Source organism: Methylibium sp. (assembly GCF_013817345.1).
Lineage (GTDB): Bacteria > Pseudomonadota > Gammaproteobacteria > Burkholderiales > Burkholderiaceae_C > Methylibium.
The window spans coordinates 1-15,862 of sequence record NZ_JACDCW010000004.1 but is presented as its reverse complement, the minus strand read 5'-3'; the positions used below and the strand labels follow the sequence as shown (position 1 = coordinate 15,862).

Annotated in this window: 14 protein-coding genes; 7 read left to right on the top strand and 7 right to left on the bottom strand. The window is 67.8% G+C overall.

Annotated elements, in window-relative coordinates:
• Positions 1 to 13 precede the first annotated feature (13 nt).
• From H0W40_RS01435 to H0W40_RS01405, 7 genes are all read left to right on the top strand, one after another.
• The gene (locus tag H0W40_RS01435) at positions 14 to 2,128 is read left to right on the top strand and encodes a bifunctional 3-phosphoshikimate 1-carboxyvinyltransferase/cytidylate kinase (protein WP_292442295.1); all 2,115 of its coding nucleotides are present in this window, start codon (positions 14 to 16) and stop codon (positions 2,126 to 2,128) included.
• A gap of 156 nt (positions 2,129 to 2,284) precedes the next feature.
• Complete coding sequence (rpsA, locus tag H0W40_RS01430; protein WP_292442293.1) at positions 2,285 to 4,000, top strand: 30S ribosomal protein S1; 1,716 nt, start codon at positions 2,285 to 2,287, stop codon at positions 3,998 to 4,000.
• A gap of 111 nt (positions 4,001 to 4,111) precedes the next feature.
• The gene (locus tag H0W40_RS01425; protein ID WP_292442291.1) at positions 4,112 to 4,444 is read left to right on the top strand and encodes an integration host factor subunit beta; all 333 of its coding nucleotides are present in this window, start codon (positions 4,112 to 4,114) and stop codon (positions 4,442 to 4,444) included.
• A 46-nt stretch (positions 4,445 to 4,490) separates the two neighbouring features.
• Positions 4,491 to 4,814 (top strand): lipopolysaccharide assembly LapA domain-containing protein, encoded by a 324-nt coding sequence (locus tag H0W40_RS01420; protein WP_292442289.1) that lies wholly within the window; start codon positions 4,491 to 4,493, stop codon positions 4,812 to 4,814.
• Positions 4,804 to 5,973 carry a lipopolysaccharide assembly protein LapB gene (gene lapB / locus H0W40_RS01415; protein WP_292442287.1) on the top strand — a complete coding sequence of 390 codons (1,170 nt, stop codon included), beginning with the start codon at positions 4,804 to 4,806 and terminating at the stop codon, positions 5,971 to 5,973. The genes H0W40_RS01420 and lapB overlap by 11 nt, the downstream gene beginning before the upstream one ends.
• Positions 5,974 to 6,073: 100 nt before the next feature.
• Entirely contained in the window at positions 6,074 to 6,982 is a 909-nt protein-coding gene (gene rfaE1 / locus H0W40_RS01410) for a D-glycero-beta-D-manno-heptose-7-phosphate kinase (RefSeq protein WP_292442418.1), read from the top strand.
• A 244-nt stretch (positions 6,983 to 7,226) separates the two neighbouring features.
• Positions 7,227 to 7,595 (top strand): helix-hairpin-helix domain-containing protein, encoded by a 369-nt coding sequence (locus H0W40_RS01405; protein ID WP_292442285.1) that lies wholly within the window; start codon positions 7,227 to 7,229, stop codon positions 7,593 to 7,595.
• 14 nt (positions 7,596 to 7,609) lie between these two features.
• Here H0W40_RS01405 and H0W40_RS01400 read toward each other — a convergent pair whose 3' ends face one another.
• The 7 genes from H0W40_RS01400 to H0W40_RS01370 form a co-directional block, all read right to left on the bottom strand.
• Positions 7,610 to 8,830: a patatin-like phospholipase family protein gene (locus H0W40_RS01400; protein WP_292442282.1), complete on the bottom strand. Its 1,221-nt coding sequence runs from the start codon at positions 8,828 to 8,830 to the stop codon at positions 7,610 to 7,612.
• Positions 8,831 to 8,946: 116 nt separating this feature from the next.
• On the bottom strand, positions 8,947 to 9,384 hold the full coding sequence (locus H0W40_RS01395) for a hypothetical protein (protein ID WP_292442280.1): 438 nt from the start codon (positions 9,382 to 9,384) through the stop codon (positions 8,947 to 8,949).
• Between the two features lie 119 nt (positions 9,385 to 9,503).
• Positions 9,504 to 13,064: a DNA polymerase III subunit alpha gene (dnaE, locus tag H0W40_RS01390; protein ID WP_292442278.1), complete on the bottom strand. Its 3,561-nt coding sequence runs from the start codon at positions 13,062 to 13,064 to the stop codon at positions 9,504 to 9,506.
• Between the two features lie 58 nt (positions 13,065 to 13,122).
• Positions 13,123 to 13,581 (bottom strand): hypothetical protein, encoded by a 459-nt coding sequence (locus H0W40_RS01385; RefSeq protein WP_292442276.1) that lies wholly within the window; start codon positions 13,579 to 13,581, stop codon positions 13,123 to 13,125.
• 50 nt (positions 13,582 to 13,631) lie between these two features.
• On the bottom strand, positions 13,632 to 14,984 hold the full coding sequence (locus tag H0W40_RS01380; protein WP_292442273.1) for a sensor histidine kinase: 1,353 nt from the start codon (positions 14,982 to 14,984) through the stop codon (positions 13,632 to 13,634).
• Positions 14,981 to 15,643 (bottom strand): response regulator transcription factor, encoded by a 663-nt coding sequence (locus H0W40_RS01375; protein WP_292442271.1) that lies wholly within the window; start codon positions 15,641 to 15,643, stop codon positions 14,981 to 14,983. Before H0W40_RS01375 ends, H0W40_RS01380 begins: the two co-directional genes overlap by 4 nt.
• Positions 15,640 to 15,862, bottom strand: a 223-nt coding sequence (locus tag H0W40_RS01370; protein ID WP_292442269.1) for a PepSY domain-containing protein, incomplete at its 5' end; no start/stop codon positions are given. The genes H0W40_RS01370 and H0W40_RS01375, both read right to left, overlap by 4 nt.

The following is a 15,862-nucleotide window of genomic DNA, read 5'->3' as shown; positions in this document are numbered from 1 at the left end:
TGTGAGCTTTCCGATGTCCGATGCCAGCCGCGCCATGGCGCCCGCGTTTCTCGATCTGCCGCCTTTGCTCGGCGTCAGCGGCACCGTGCGTCTGCCGGGCTCCAAGAGCATCTCCAACCGCGTGCTGCTGCTCGCCGGCCTGAGCGCCGGCCGCACACGCATTCATGACCTGCTCGACTCCGACGACACGCGGGTGATGATCGACGCCTTGCGCACACTGGGCTGCGCAGTCGAAACCCACGGGGGCTCGATCTGCATCACCGGCCTCGCCGGCCGGCTGTCGGTGCACGAGGCGCAACTCTTTCTCGGCAACGCCGGTACCGCGATGCGCCCGCTTGCGGCGGCGCTCGCGCTGCTGGCGGCAACGCAAGGCGGTTGCTTCGAGCTGAGCGGTGTGGCGCGCATGCACGAGCGACCGATCGGCGATTTGATCGATGCCCTGCGCTCGCTCGGCTGCAGCATCACCTGCCTGAGCCAGCCGGGCTATCCGCCCTTGCGCCTGGAGGGTCCGACCCAGCTACGGCAGGGCACCCCGATCTGCGTGCGCGGCGACGTCTCCAGCCAATTCCTCACAGCCCTGCTGATGGCTCTGCCGCTGGTCGCTGCTGAACACGAGCGGGTCATCGAGGTGGAGGGCGAGCTGATCTCCAAGCCTTACATCGAGATCACGCTGGCGCTGCTGGAGCGCTTCGGCGTTCACGTTCGGCGCGAGGGCTGGCAACGCTTCACCCTCCCGGCCTCAAGCGTCTACCGCTCGCCGGGCGACATCCACGTCGAGGGCGATGCGTCATCGGCCTCTTACTTCATCGCTGCTGGCGCGATCGCGGCAACCGAAGCCCCGTTGCGCATCGAGGGCGCAGGAATCGGCTCCATCCAGGGCGACATCCGCTTCATCGAGGCGGCGCGCGCGATGGGCGCCGACATTGTCGAGGAAGCCAACGCGCTGCAGGTCCGGCGCGGCGCCTGGCCGCTGAAAGCCATCACGCTCGACTGCAACCACATCCCCGATGCGGCAATGACGCTGGCCATGATGGCGCTCTATGCCGACGGCACCACGCGGCTTACCAACATCGCAAGCTGGCGGGTCAAGGAAACCGACCGCATTGCCGCGATGGCGGCGGAATTGCGCAAGTTCGGCGCCCGCGTCGTCGAGGGTGCCGACTTCATCGAAGTCGGTCCCCCCACGCACTGGCGGGCTGCGTCGATCCACACCTACGACGACCACCGCATGGCCATGTGCGCATCCCTTGCGGCGTTCAATGCGCTGGCCGCCGGTGCGCCGGAATCAGCCGGCGTGTTTGCGCTGGATGACCAGCGCACGGGTGGAACGGTCCTCGATGCCAAGCGCCCAAGCGTGCCGGTTCGCGTGCTCGACCCGCGCTGCGTCGGAAAGACCTTTCCCGACTATTTCAGCGTCCTCTTCTCCATTGCCCGAGCAGACCGCGACACGATCCCGGTCCTCACGGTCGACGGGCCGACGGCCTCCGGCAAGGGCACGCTTGGCAACGAGTTGGCGCTGCGGCTCGGCTACCACCATCTCGACTCGGGCGCGCTCTATCGCGCCACCGCGCTGGCCGCTTTGCGTGCGGGCATCGATGCCAACGACGAGCGCCGCGTTGCGGCCCTGGCGCGCCAACTGCCGCTACGCTTCGACCAACTTCGCGCACTGCTGGGCGGCGAGGACGTGACCGACGCACTGCGCGCAGAAGCGGTCGGCAGCCTGGCCTCGCAGGTCGCGGCGCTGCCCGCCGTGCGCAAGGCGCTGCTCGAGTTGCAATTGAGCTTTCGCCGCCTGCCGGGGCTCGTGGCCGATGGCCGCGACATGGGCTCCGTCGTTTTCCCGGATGCCGCGCTCAAGGTGTTCCTTACCGCAAGTGCCGCAACGCGCGCGGAAAGACGCCATAAGCAGTTGATTTCAAAAGGAATTTCTGCTAATCTTTCAGCCCTTCGCGACGACCTCGAGGCGCGCGATGCACGGGACCAAAACCGCAGCATCGCGCCTTTGAAGGCGCCTTCGGAGGCCAAGCTACTCGACAACTCTGCACTCTCGATCGATGCCTCGGTCGAACAGGTGCTCGATTGGTGGGCAGCGATGCAGCCGTTCGGTAGGGGCTCGGAGCCGTATTGAGCCCCGCCGAACAGTCCCAGGCCCGACGCTTCTTCGCAGTGCCTCTTTCGCTGCCGCCATCCGGCAGCACAGGTACAAGGAAACGTCGGTTTTTCAACTGAACCCGCCACGCCCGTGGCAGCAGCACCGGTTCGCCGGTCCCTAGGAAATAACCCAATGTCAGAACTCGCAACCGCCTCGTCGCAAGGCATGGAATCGTTCGCCGCCCTGTTCGAGGAATCGCTCAAGCGCTCAGACATGCGCACCGGCGAAGTCGTCTCTGCCGAGGTGGTGCGCATCGAGCACAGCTTCGTGGTCGTCAATGCCGGCCTCAAGAGCGAAGCCTACGTCCCCATCGAGGAATTCAAGACCGACCAGGGCGTACTCGAAGTCCAGGTCGGCGACTTCGTCTCCGTCGCCATCGACGCGATCGAGAACGGCTATGGCGACACCATCCTGTCGCGCGACAAGGCCAAGCGCCTGGCGTCCTGGATGTCGCTCGAAACCTCGCTCGAGTCGGGCGATTTCGTCACCGGCACCGTCAACGGCAAGGTCAAGGGCGGGCTCACCGTCCTCGTCAACGGCATCCGCGCCTTCCTGCCCGGCTCGCTGCTCGACACGCGTCCGGTCAAGGACATGACGCCGTTCGAAGGCAAGACGATGGAGTTCAAGGTCATCAAGCTCGACCGCAAGCGCAACAACGTCGTGTTGTCGCGCCGTGCCGTGGTCGAGGCTTCGATGGGCGAAGAGCGCGCCAAGCTGCTGTCCACGCTGCGCGAAGGCGCCTTCGTCGAAGGCGTGGTCAAGAACATCACCGAGTACGGCGCCTTCGTCGACCTGGGTGGCATCGACGGCCTGCTGCACATCACCGACATGGCCTGGCGCCGTGTGCGCCATCCGAGCGAGGTGGTGCAGGTCGGCCAGGAACTGACCGCCAAGGTGCTCAAGTTCGACGCCGAAAAGAACCGCGTCTCGCTCGGCCTCAAGCAAATGGGCGACGATCCCTGGGTCGGCGTGTCGCGCCGCTACCCGCAAGGCACCCGCCTGTTCGGCAAGGTCACCAACATTGCCGACTACGGTGCGTTCGTCGAGATCGAACCGGGCATCGAAGGCCTGGTGCACGTCTCGGAGATGGACTGGACCAACAAGAACGTCGCACCCTCCAAGCTCGTCACTCTGGGCGAAGAGGTCGAAGTCATGGTGCTCGAGATCGACGAGGACAAGCGCCGCATCAGCCTGGGCATGAAGCAGTGCAAGGCCAACCCCTGGGACGAGTTCGCCCAGGAGCACAAGCGCGGCGACAAGCTCACGGGCCCGGTCAAGTCGATTACCGACTTCGGCGTGTTCGTGGGTCTGGCGGCCGGCATCGACGGCTTGGTGCACCTGTCCGACCTGTCCTGGCACGAGCCGGGCGAGGCCGCGGTGCGCAACTACAAGAAGGGCCAGGAGGTCGAGGCGATCGTGCTGGCCATCGACGTGGAACGCGAGCGCATCTCGCTGGGCATCAAGCAGCTCGACTCCGACCCGTTCACCACCTACACCTCGGTCAATGACCGCGGCATGACGGTGACCGGCACGGTCAAGACGGTCGACGCGCGGGGCGCCGAGATCCAGCTGACGGAAGATGTCACCGGCTACCTGCGCGCCAGCGAGATCTCTCGCGACCGCGTGGAAGACGCGCGCAACGTGCTCAAGGAAGGCGAAGAAGTCTCCACGCTGATCATCAACATCGATCGCAAGACGCGCTCGATCCAGTTGTCGATCAAGGCCAAGGACAACGTCGACAACCAGGAGGCGATGCAGCGCCTGTCGCAGACTTCCGAGCGCGAGAACGCCGGCACCACCAGCCTGGGCGCGTTGCTCAAGGCCAAGCTGGACCAGGGCAACAACTGATCGATCCACAGGCTGGAAGCCCCTCGGCTTCCAGCCTGCGCGCATGCCTTCACGCCTCAGCGCGAGGGCATTCGTGCAGGCCCGTCCTGCCACTCGCGAGCGCACCGACCGATGACCCGTTCCGATCTCGTGGCCCTGCTCGGTGAACGCTTCAGCCAGCTGACGCAGCGCGACACCGAGTTCGCCGTCAAGACCATTCTCGACGCGATGAGCGATGCCCTCGCGCGAGGTCACCGCATCGAAATACGAGGTTTCGGCAGCTTTTCGATCAATCGCCGCCCGCCGCGCATGGGCCGCAATCCGCGCTCCGGCGAGCAGGTGCTGATTCCCGAAAAGCTGGTGCCTCATTTCAAACCTGGCAAGGCACTGCGCGAGGCGGTCGACGCCCGCACCGCCGCGCTCGAAGCCCAGGCCGCGCAAGCCGCCGACACACCAGCGCCCTGAACGCGTTCGCGACGCAGACCGAGGGCGTCGATAGAATCCCGCGACCATGCGCATCGTCCTCTGGCTCTTCCGAGCCGCGATTTTCTTCACGCTGTTCGCGTTCGCGTTGAACAACCAGCACGACGCCGCCGTGAGGTGGTTTTTCGGTCATGAATGGCGTGCGCCGATGGTTTTCATCGTGCTTGCCGCCTTCGGCCTGGGCTGTGCCCTAGGCATCATGGCGATGCTGCCGAGCTGGTGGCGGTTGCGCCGCGACGCCCAAGCGCAGCGCGTGCCGCGCAGCGACACCGCCACGACGATGCTCGAGGTGGAAGCGGCGCGCGCCGTCGAGCCAGCGCCGCTGGAACATCCACCGCGCGATGGAGTTTGATCCTCAGACAGCCCTTCCGCTGGGCCTGCTCGGCCTGATGGTGGCCTTCGCGCTGGGCTGGCTCGCCTCGCGCTTCGATCTCAAGCAGTGGAAGCGCGAACAGCAGGAATCGCCCAAGGCCTATTACAAGGGGCTGAACTTGCTGCTCAGCGAACAGCCCGACAAGGCCATCGATGCCTTCATCGAAGCGGTGCAACAGGACCCCGGAACCTCGGAGCTGCACTTCGGCCTGGGCAACCTGTTCCGCCGCCGCGGCGAGTACGAGCGCGCTGTGCGCGTGCACCAGCACCTGCTCGGCCGGGGCGACTTGTCGGTCACCGAACGCGACCGGGCCCAGCACGCGCTCGCTCAGGACTTTCTCAAGGCCGGCCTGTTCGACCGCGCCGAGGCGGCCTTCAAGGCGCTCGAAGGCAGCGCCTTCGGCACCGACGCCAAGCTCGAGCTGCTCACGCTTTATGAGCGCACCCGCGATTGGCCTGCCGCGATCGAAATCGCGCGTCAGCTCGAGGCGGCCGGTGCCGGTTCGTTCGCCACACGCGTTGCCCACTATCACTGCGAGATCGCGCTCGAGGCCGAAACGTGCCGCCGCGCGGCCGAGGCCGAAGCAGCGCTGCATGAGGCCCGCACGGCCGCGCCGCAAGCCGCGCGGCCGCGGGTGCTGGAGGGGCATCGTCACGTGCAGGCGGGTCGCCATCGTGAAGCGCTCGCCGTCTGGGACGACTTGCTGGCAGTGCAGCCGACCACGTTCCCGCTGATCGCAGGGGATTACGCCGCCAGCGCCCTCGCTTGCAACGACGACGCTGCGGCTTCGTCGCGTCTGAAGGCGGTGTACGAGCGCCAGCCCAGCCTCGATTTGTTGACCGCCCTGCTTCGCCTGACGCCGGACGCCGCCGAGCGCCAGTCGCTGTTGAGGGCGCACCTGCAGGCTCACCCGACGCTCTCGGCCGCCGTAGTGCTGCTCAAGGAACAACTCGCGCGCGGCGAGAGTCTGTCGGTGGCCGATGCCGAGCAACTCCAGCTACTCGCCGCCGCCGCCGCCAAACCCGGCCAACGCTACCGCTGCGCGGCCTGCGGCTTCGAGGCCCAGCATTACTTCTGGCAATGTCCCGGTTGCCAGACCTGGGACAGTTATCCGCCCCGGCGCCAGGAGGATCAATGAGGCGGCCGCCGACTCACTGCTGTGCAGCAGGCGCTTCGTGCCGGCCGGCGACCGCAGCGCCCGGAAAATCGCCGTGAGCAGCGTCCCGAGCAAGGAGCGCATGGCGGCAGCCCGCGTGCTGGTGGTCGGTGACGCAATGCTCGACCGCTATTGGTTCGGCGCGGTCGAGCGCATCTCGCCCGAGGCGCCTGTGCCAGTGGTGCGCGTGAACCGCGAGGAGGAGCGCCTGGGCGGCGCGGCCAACGTGGCGCTCAACGTGAAGGCGCTGGGAGCGCAGGCCACACTGCTGACCGCCGTCGGCGACGACGAGCCGGCGCGCGTGCTGCGCCGACTCCTCGAACGCGAAGGCATCACCTCGCTGCTCGGCAGCGACCCCAAGCTCTACACCACCGTGAAGCTGCGCGTCATCGGCCGCTCGCAGCAGCTGATCCGCATCGACTTCGAGAACCAGCCGGAGCACGAAGTGCTCACCCAGATGCTTGCCGACTACGAACGCGTGCTGCCGGAGCACGACGCGGTGCTGTTCTCCGACTACGGCAAGGGCGGTCTCACCCACATCCCGCGCATGATCGAGTCGGCGCGACGCGCCGGCAAGCCGGTGCTGGTCGATCCCAAGGGCAGCGACTATCGCTCCTATGCCGGCGCCGACCTGGTCACACCGAACCGCGCCGAACTTGCGCTGGTCATCGGGGGATGGGCGGGCGAGGCGCAGTTGCTTGAGCGCGTGCAGGCCCTGCGCAAGACGCTGGGCCTGCAAGCCGTGCTGCTCACCCGCTCCGAGGAAGGCATGACGCTGTTCGATACAGCCGGCACGGCCGCGGTTCCGGCTCAGGCCCGCGAGGTGTTCGATGTCACCGGCGCCGGCGATACCGTGATTGCGGCCATGGCCACGCTGCTGGCCTGCGGCATGACGGCGCGCGACGCCATGCCGATCGCCAATCGGGCCGGCGGGCTGGTGGTCGGTAAGTTCGGCACGGCCAGCGTGAGCTACAACGAGCTGTTTCGCTGAATCCTGAAGGCGTCGCAGTCGCGGCGGCCGTGGTGAAGCGAGGCACCCGTGCCCCGCTCTTCCTCTTGCTCCGGCGCCTTGCTTGCAACAGTCGTCGCGCTTGCCGAGGCCCGCCGCGCCGCAACGCGGCTGCCCAGCCCCCATCGTGACGCCCTCCTCTTGGGGTCGGCAGCCGTGACGCAGCCGCCTAGGATTTGTCTGCAGGCTCGAAAGCGCTGCAGTCCTTCAACCCCAGGAGAAAAACATGCTCAAGACTTTGTTCGGCGCCGTGCTCGCGCTGTTTGCCGCTGCTGCCTTCGCCGCGGTCGATGTCAACAAGGCCGACATGGCCGCGCTCGATAGCGTCAAAGGCATCGGTCCGGCACTCGCCACCAAGCTGCTCGACGAACGCAAGAAAGGCAACTTCAAGGACTGGAACGATCTGATCGACCGCGTCTCCGGTGTGGGCTCAGGCAATGCGGCGCGCTTTTCGGCTGCAGGGCTGACCGTCAACGACGCGAGCTATGCCGGCGCTGCGTCTACCGCAGCCAAGACGGCGAGCAAGACGGCGGCTTCCCCCAAGGCGACAACGGCAGCACAGAAAATCGCCAAACCGCAAGCAAGCACCCGCTGAAACGGTCGATCGTCTTACGCCGCCGCGGACAGCCCGCTCCGTGCGCGGCCCCAGCCGAAAAAGCGCAGCACGTCTTCTCGGCGTGCCAGCGTGTCGGCCTCGCCCAGCGCAATCAGCTCGCGCGTGTACGGCGCCTCGAAAAGCAGGTAGCTGGCCAGCGCCGCGCCACGATCGCCGCCGCTCTGGCATGGCACCTCGCCGGCGGAAACACCAACGGCTCGCAGCATGGCGCGCACGGGTGTCGGTAGCGAGTGCAGGTGGCGCGCGGCAATGTCGTCCAGTCGCTGGCTCGGCGCGATCACCAGCAGCTCGATCGGCCGCAGCGAAGTGCGAGAGAGTGCTTCGGGTCCAAGCAGCGACAGCGTGTGGTTGACGCGCTGCAGCCGTTCGATGTCAACGGCCAGCGCATCCAGAAAGATGTTCGACAGCGCGTGCCCGGCAATCTGCGCCAGGCTCGGATAGCCACTGACTGCCGCCCGTGCGCCCACCGGCTCGTTCAGCCGCCCGGCGCCGACGACGAGGATGCGGTCCGCGCCAAGGTGCACGGCGGGCGAGATTGGTGCCGACTGCCGCATCGAGCCGTCGCCCACGTGATCGCGGCGTCCCAGGACCGACAGGGGCACCGCCGGGAAAATGAAGGGAATCGCCGACGAGGCCATCAGGTGCTCATGCGTCAAACGGGCGCGCACGGCAACGCGTTGCGAGCGCGTCCAGGGCGCGATCTCATCCACCGCCTCGTAGAAAGTCAGGTGCTCGCCGGTGCTATAGCTTGACCCGGTGATGGCCAGGGCGCGCAAATGACCGGCCTGCAGGTGGCCTCGCAGTCGATCGAGCGGCAGCAACTCGCGCAGCAAGTCTTCGAGCGGCGAGTTGTCGAGCAGCGAACGCGGCCGAGCGCGGCGCCATCGCGTCAGCGCCCAGCCCAGAGTGAACAAGGACAGCCAGCGGGCGCCGCTGCGGATCACGCCGAAAGCGTCGGCGCGGTAGACCTGCTCGGCGTGGAAGTTGCGCCACACGCGGTTGAGCAAGGCCACCGCAGTATCGAAGTCGTCGGCGCCGCAAGCCAGCGCCGCTGCATTGATCGCGCCGGCCGAGGTTCCGGCAATCACGGGAAAGGGGTTGCCGGGCAGCTCGCCGGCCTCGCGGCGCAGGCGGCTCAGCCCGGCCAGCACACCCACCTGATAGGCCGCGCGAGCGCCGCCGCCGGTGAGGATGAGGCCAGTGATGGGTGCCACGCGGGGCAGGATAGTCGGCGGCGTGCGGTCTGCGATCTGCGCAAACGCGGCGGGGGCGCAGTGCTTATCGGTCGGTCCAAGCGTAACGGCGGCGGGCCGCTCGCAGGCCGCTTGTTTCAGTCGTCGCGGTCGCGCCCCCGGCGCTTGCCGGCGTGCTTGTGGTCGTGCTTGTGCCGCTTGCCGTAGTCGCGGTCGTCATCGCGGTCACGGTCACCCCCGCGATGGCGCGACGCGTATTCCTGCTGGTACCAGCCGTCCTGCACGAAATAGACGCGTTGGCCGCAAGCGTCGTAGCGGCCGCAGTGCTTGCGCCAGTCCCGGGCATGACCGGGCGGCACACGCAGATAGATCGGCCGCTGGATCACCGCGACCGGCCGCTCGACCACGACGACCGGCTCCGCATAGATCACTCGCGGCGGCGGATATCCGTTGCCGATGTCGATGCGGCCGTAAAAGCCCGGCTGACCGATGCTGACCGACACGCCGACATCTGCGGCGAAGGCCGGTGAAGCGGCAAAGGCAACCATCAGCGTGGCGACGAAAAGATGTTTCATGTTCAAGCTCCGTTGGTGCAGTCCCCGTTGCGGCAGACGGACTGCACGCAAACAAGCGCGGCCAGTGTGCCGCGCGCGCCTTCGCTCTAGGGGCGTAGGCGACGAAGCAGTCGCGAAATTCAGTCGTAGATCACGACCGCCTGCGCTGCGCTCGATTTCCAGCGAGCCAAAGCGGCATCGGACGGAAAGAACCGACCGTCGTCGCCGAGGTCGACCTCGCCCTGGATACTGTGCCGCTGCAACAGCAGGCGCACGGCCAGGCCCTCGGTGAGCGAACCCTGCTCCGTGCGAACACTGCGCGGCGGAAACTCGCGCAGCAGCTCGCTCAATGCGGGCGCGCTGCCATTGACTGCCACACGCAAGAAGCGCGCGAACTTGCAGCGTGCGGCCGCCAGGCTCCACACCTGCTGAACGTTGAGCCGCACGCCGCCCGAGAAGCGGTCGGGCTGTACCTTGCCCTGCACGATGACGAGTTCGTCCTCGGCCAGCAATTCGCGGTTCGCGCTCAGCAGATCTTCGGCGACCACCGCCTCGATCTGGTCGCTCTTGTCGTCGAGCTTGAAGATCGCCACACGGCCGCGCTGGCCGTTGACGACGCGCAATTCGGTGACGATGCCGGCCAGCAACTGCGGCTCGCGGCTGTCGAGCAGGTCGTCGATGCGGCGCTTGCAAAAGCGCCGCACCTCCTCTGCGCTCTCGTCGAACAGGTGTCCTGACAGGTAAAAGCCGAGCGCCTGCTTCTCCAGCATGAGCCGCTGCCGGATGCTCCACGGCTCGGCCGCGATGAGTTCAGGCTCCTTGGTCGAGGCGGCATGCTGGTCCTCGTCGTCGGCGCCGAAGTCGAACAGGCCGCTCTGCTCCGCATGCGCGGCCTGGCTGTCGGCATAGTCGAAGGCCAGTTGCACGCTGGCCATCAGCTGCGCGCGGTCAGGGCCGAGCGCATCGAAGGCGCCGCCCTTGATCAGCGCATCCACCACGCGCTTGTTGACGCGGCTGCGGTCCACGCGGGCGCAGAAGTCGAACAGGCTCTTGAAGGGATGGCCTGCCGAATCGTCCAGGCCGCCTTCGTGGCCTCGGCGCGCTTCGACGATGGCCTCGATCGCGCCCTGCCCCGTGCCCTTGATGGCGCCCAGGCCGTAGCGCACGCGCCGGTCGGAGGTCGGCTCGAAACGCCAGCCGCCCACGTTGATGTCGGGCGCATCGAAGGCAATACTGAACTGCCGGGCGTCGCGGATCAGGACGCGCAGCTTGTCGGCGTCGTCCATCTCGATCGTCATGTTGGCCGCGAAGAACTCGGCCGGGTGGTGCACCTTGAGCCAGGCGGTGTGGTACGCGAGCAGCGAGTAGGCAGCGGCATGGCTCTTGTTGAAGCCGTAGCCGGCGAACTTCTCCATCAGGTCGAACACTTCATCGGCCTTGGCTTGCCCGATACCCTTCTTCGCGGCACCCTCGCGGAAGATGGCGCGGTGCTTGGCCATCTCCTCGGCCTTCTTCTTGCCCATCGCGCGGCGCAACAGGTCGGCGCCGCCGAGCGAATAGCCGCCCAGCACCTGCGCGGCCTGCATCACCTGTTCCTGGTAGACCATCACGCCGTAGGTCTCGCCCAGCACCGACTCGAGCAGCGGATGCGGATAGGTCACCTCCTCGCGGCCGTGCTTGCGCGCGCAGAAGGTCGGGATCATCTCCATCGGTCCCGGCCGGAACATCGCGTTGAGTGCGAACAGATCCTCGATGCGGCTCGGCTTGGCGTCTTTCAGCATGCGCTGCATGCCGCCGGATTCGAACTGGAAGACCGACTCGGTCAGCCCGTCGGAAAAGAGCTTGTAAACCTTCGGATCGTCGAGCGGCAAGGCCTCGTAGCTGAAGTCGGCGCGGTGCGGGTGGCGTGCGACGATGAAGTCCTTCGCCATTTCCAGGATGGTCAGCGTGGCCAGGCCCAGGAAGTCGAACTTGACCAGGCCGATCGCCTCGACGTCGTCCTTGTCGAACTGGCTCACCGCCGCGACACTGCCGGGCTGCTGATAGAGCGGGCAGAAATCGGTGATCCGCCCGGGCGCGATCAGCACACCGCCGGCGTGCATGCCGACGTTGCGCACCGTACCTTCCAGGCGCTCGGCCAACGCCAGCAGCTCGGCGACCTCTTCTTCCCGCTTCTCGCGCTCCTCGATCTCGGGCGCTTCGCGGCGCGCGTAGATCGGGCCGCTCCCGTCCGGCTTGTAGTCCGGCGGCGGGCGCTTGAGCGTCACGCTCTTGCCCGGCGGCGCCGGGACCAGCTTTGCGATGCTGTCCACATGGCCGTAGCCCATGCCGAGCACACGGCCCACGTCGCGCAGCGCTGCCTTCGCCGCCATGGTGCCGAAGGTGGCGATCTGGCTCACGGCGTCGCGGCCGTATTTCTGCTTGACGTAGTCGATCACGCGGTCGCGGTTGGCCTGGCAGAAGTCGATGTCGAAGTCGGGCATCGACACCCGCTCCGGGTTGAGAAACCGCTCGAACAGCAGGTTGTAGGCGAGCGGGTCGAGGTCGGTGATGCCCAGCGCATAGGCCACCAGCGATCCGGCGCCCGACCCGCGGCCCGGACCCACCGGGCAGCCATTGGCGCGAGCCCAGTTGATGAAGTCGCCCACGATCAGGAAGTAGCCGGGAAAGCCCATCTTCACGATGGTTGCGATTTCGAATTCCAGCCGCTCGGCATAGCGCGGGCGTTCGCATTCGCGCGCCGCCTCGTCGGCATAGAGCTGGCGCAGCCGGCGCTCCAGGCCCTCGTGCGAGGTATGCCGGAAGTAGGCCTCGGGCGCCATGCGCTCGCCGCCCACTTCGGGGATCGGGAAGTCGGGCAGTTGCGGCTTGCCCAGCGTCAGCGTGAGGTGGCAGCGCCGCGCGATGGCCAGCGTGTTGGCCAGCGCCGAAGGCAGATCCGCGAACAGCTCGTGCATCTGCGCCGCGCTCTTGAAATACTGCTCGCGCGTGAAGCGCTTGATGCGCCTCGGGTTGGACAGCAACTCGCCCTCCGCGATGCAGACCCGCGCCTCGTGCGCCTCGTGATCGTCGGGTGCGAGGAACTGCAGCGGATGCGTGGCGACCACCGGCAGACCGAGCTTGGCCGCCAGCGGCACGGCGGCACGGACCTGCTCTTCGTTGCCCGGCTGGCCGGCGCGGTGGAGTTCGAGATAAAAGCGCTGCGGAAAGACGGCGGCCAGGCGCAGCGCCAAAGCCTCGGCGCGCGCCGCATCGCCGGCGAGCAGCGCCTGTCCGATGCCGCCGAGATCAGCACCTGACAACGCGATCAAACCTTCGCTGTGTTCAGCCAGCCGTGCCCAGGCGACGCAGGCCTGGTGGCGCTGCACGTTCTCCGTCCACGCATGCGAAATCAGCGTGCACAGGTTCAAGTAGCCGCTACCGTTCTGCGCGAGCAGCAGCAGGCGGCTGGCCTGCCGGTCGCCGGGGGTCGAGCCGACTTCGGGTTCCAGCCAGATCTCTGCACCGACGAGGGGCTGCACACCTTGTCCGCGAGCCGCGCTGTAGAACTTGACGGCCCCGAACAGGTTGCCGAGGTCGGTGATCGCCAGCGCCGGCTGACCATCGGCCGCCGCCGCGGCCACCATGTCGTCGATGCGCAAGGTGCCATCGACGACGGAGTACTCGGTGTGGCTGCGCAGGTGGACGAAGGCGGGTTTCATCCGGCCATTTTAGGGAGCGGGTGCGGCGCCCCCGCCCCTGCGGCGCGGTGCCGGTGTGCTATGAGCCGGCCGGCCGCGACCCGTCGGCCGATGGCGCGGACGAAGCGGCACCGGTGCGTGATTCGAGACGATGGCGCGCGCCGCCCCAGGCGGCTGAAGCCTGCGGCGCCAAGCGGTCGAAACCTCGCTCCAGTGCCCGCACGCAGCGCGCCGCCAGCCATGTGCCGAAGACGATCAGCACCGCACCGAACCCCCACACGATCCACAGCGCCGCCGTGCCGAACTGGCTCAACCAGGCCGAGGTTGTGGAGAGCGCGAGCTCGACCTCCGGATAGAACGGCGCCCAGGCCGCGGCTTGCGACGCCGCGAACTCACCGCCGCCGGTGAGTAGCAGGGCCATCGCCCAGGCCGTCAGCGACCACAGCAGCAAGACGGCCAGCCCCGCGACCCAGACAGCCGTCGACAGACCGCCTCCTCTGTCCGGTGATGCGGTATCGATGCGAACGGTGTTTGCCATGGTGTATCTCCTGCTGGATGAGTAAAGGATGGGAAAAGCGGCAAATGAAGTCAAGCACTGGCGTGGCCGGCCGCCGGCAGTTCCAGGCGGGCGAGCAGGCCGCCGAGACGGCTCTCGCCGAGAGTCAGGCTGCCACCGTGCAGCCGCGCTAGGTCGTCGACGATGGTCAGCCCCAGGCCCGAGCCGGGCTGCGATTCGTCGAGCCGCCTGCCACGCTGCAGCACCACGGCACGCTCGGCCGCTGCGATGCCCGGACCGTCGTCCTCGATCTCGCAGACGATCTGGCGCAGCGGCGCGCTCAAGCTGATCTGCACGCGGCGGCGCGCCCACTTCGCGGCGTTGTCGAGCAGGTTGCCGAGCATCTCGTGCAGGTCCTGCTGCTCGCCGCTGAACACGGGTGCCCCCTCCTGCCGCACGGTGAACTCGAGTCCTCGCTCGCGGTAGAGCTGCTCGAGCGCGCGCTGCAGGTCATCGACGGCGAGCCGCACCGTGCTGCCCGGCCCGCGCTGGCGCGCCGTGGCCGCGGCGCGGGCGCGCATCAGCTGCAGCTCGACCTGGCGCGCCATGCGCCCGGCCTGCGCGCGGATCAGTTCGCCCTCGGGGCCGGGCAGCTGCGCGGACGCATTGGTGATCACCGCCAGCGGCGTCTTCAGCGCATGCGCGAGGTTGCCGGTCTGGGTGCGAGCGCGTTCGACGATGGCGGTGTTCTCGTCGAGCAGCCCGTGCAGGTCGTCGATCAGCGGCTGCACCTCGTTCGGGAAACGCCCTTCGACGCGCGTCGCGCGGCTGGCGCGCAGTGCGAGCAAAGCCTTGCGCAGGCGGCCGAGTGGCGCAAGGCCCAGACGTACCTGCAGCACCGCCGCGGCCATGAGCGCCGCCGCCACGACGGCGAGCGAGACGGTCAGCGTGCGTGCGAAGGAGCGTGTCATGGCGTCGAGGTTGCTCACGTCCGCGCCCGCCGCCACGCGCAGCGCCGCGCTGTCATTCGGCAACTGCACGCTGCGCGACCACAGCACCAGCGGCTGATCGCGCGGGCCCTCGGCTTCGATGCGCTGCACGCCTGTCGTGGATGCGGTGCCAGCGGGCAACGCGAGCGTGTGATCCCACAGCGAGCGCGATCGCAGCAGCACCGTGTCGCCCCGCTGCACGATCCAGTAGAAGCCGCCGTACGGTTGGCGGAACAGCGGCTCGGACAGTTCGCGGTCCAGACTCACCCCACCATCTTCGCCGCGCACCAGCGCGGCAATCAGCTCCTCGAGGTGGCCTTGCATGCGCGTGGCCAACTCCGCCTCCACATGCTCGCGGAACAACCCGCCGAGCACGAAGGCCGCGGCGGCCAGCGCGGCTGCGATCCACGCCAGCGCTGCCAGGAGCAAGCGCCGTTGGAGCGAGCCGGCCTTCATGCGCTGCCTCCCACACGGAAGCCCAAGCCGCGCACCGTGACGATGAAGTTCTCGGGCAACTTGCGGCGCAGTCGGGCGATGAAGACATCGATCGTGTTGCTGTCGCGGTCCGCGTCCCGGGCGTACAGGTGCTCGGCCAGCTCGGTGCGCGACACCACGCGTTCGGCGTGGTGCATCAGGAATGCGAGCACGCGGTATTCATGTCCGGTCAGGTTGACGACGCTGCCGGCCACGCTGACCTGACAGCTACGCGTGTCGAGCTGCACGGGGCCGCAGCGGAGTTCCGCCTGCGCATGGCCACCCGAGCGGCGGATCAGCGCACGCAACCGAGCCAGCAGCTCCTCCATCTGGAAGGGCTTGGCGAGGTAGTCGTCGGCACCGGCGTCGATGCCGAGCACCTTCTCCTGCCAACTGCTGCGCGCGGTGAGCAGCAGCACCGGTGTGGCCACGCCGGCCGCACGCCAGCCGCGCAGCACCGCCAGGCCATCGCGGCCGGGCAGGCCCAGGTCGAGCACCACCGCGTCGAAGGGCTCCACCCGGCCGAGATGCTCACCGTCGATGCCGCTGGCGGCGCTGTCGACCGCGTGGTCGCTGGCCCGCAGCGCGTCGGCGATCTGCGTGCGCAATGCAGCGTCGTCCTCGACCACCAGGACCCTCATCGCGACGCAGCTCCGGCGCCGGGGCGCAACTTGAAGACGGTTTCCAGGCGCGCGCCTTCGAGCTTGACGAGTTCGCCGGTGCGCGCGTCGAACTCGAGCTCGATGACCCGGCCGTCGGGCAGCAGAAGTTCGAGCTCGTAAACAAGTTCGCCGTCGTCGCGCTCGAGTTCGACCTCGATGACGCGGCCGCCGAAGTCGCGCTCGACCCGGCTCAGAATG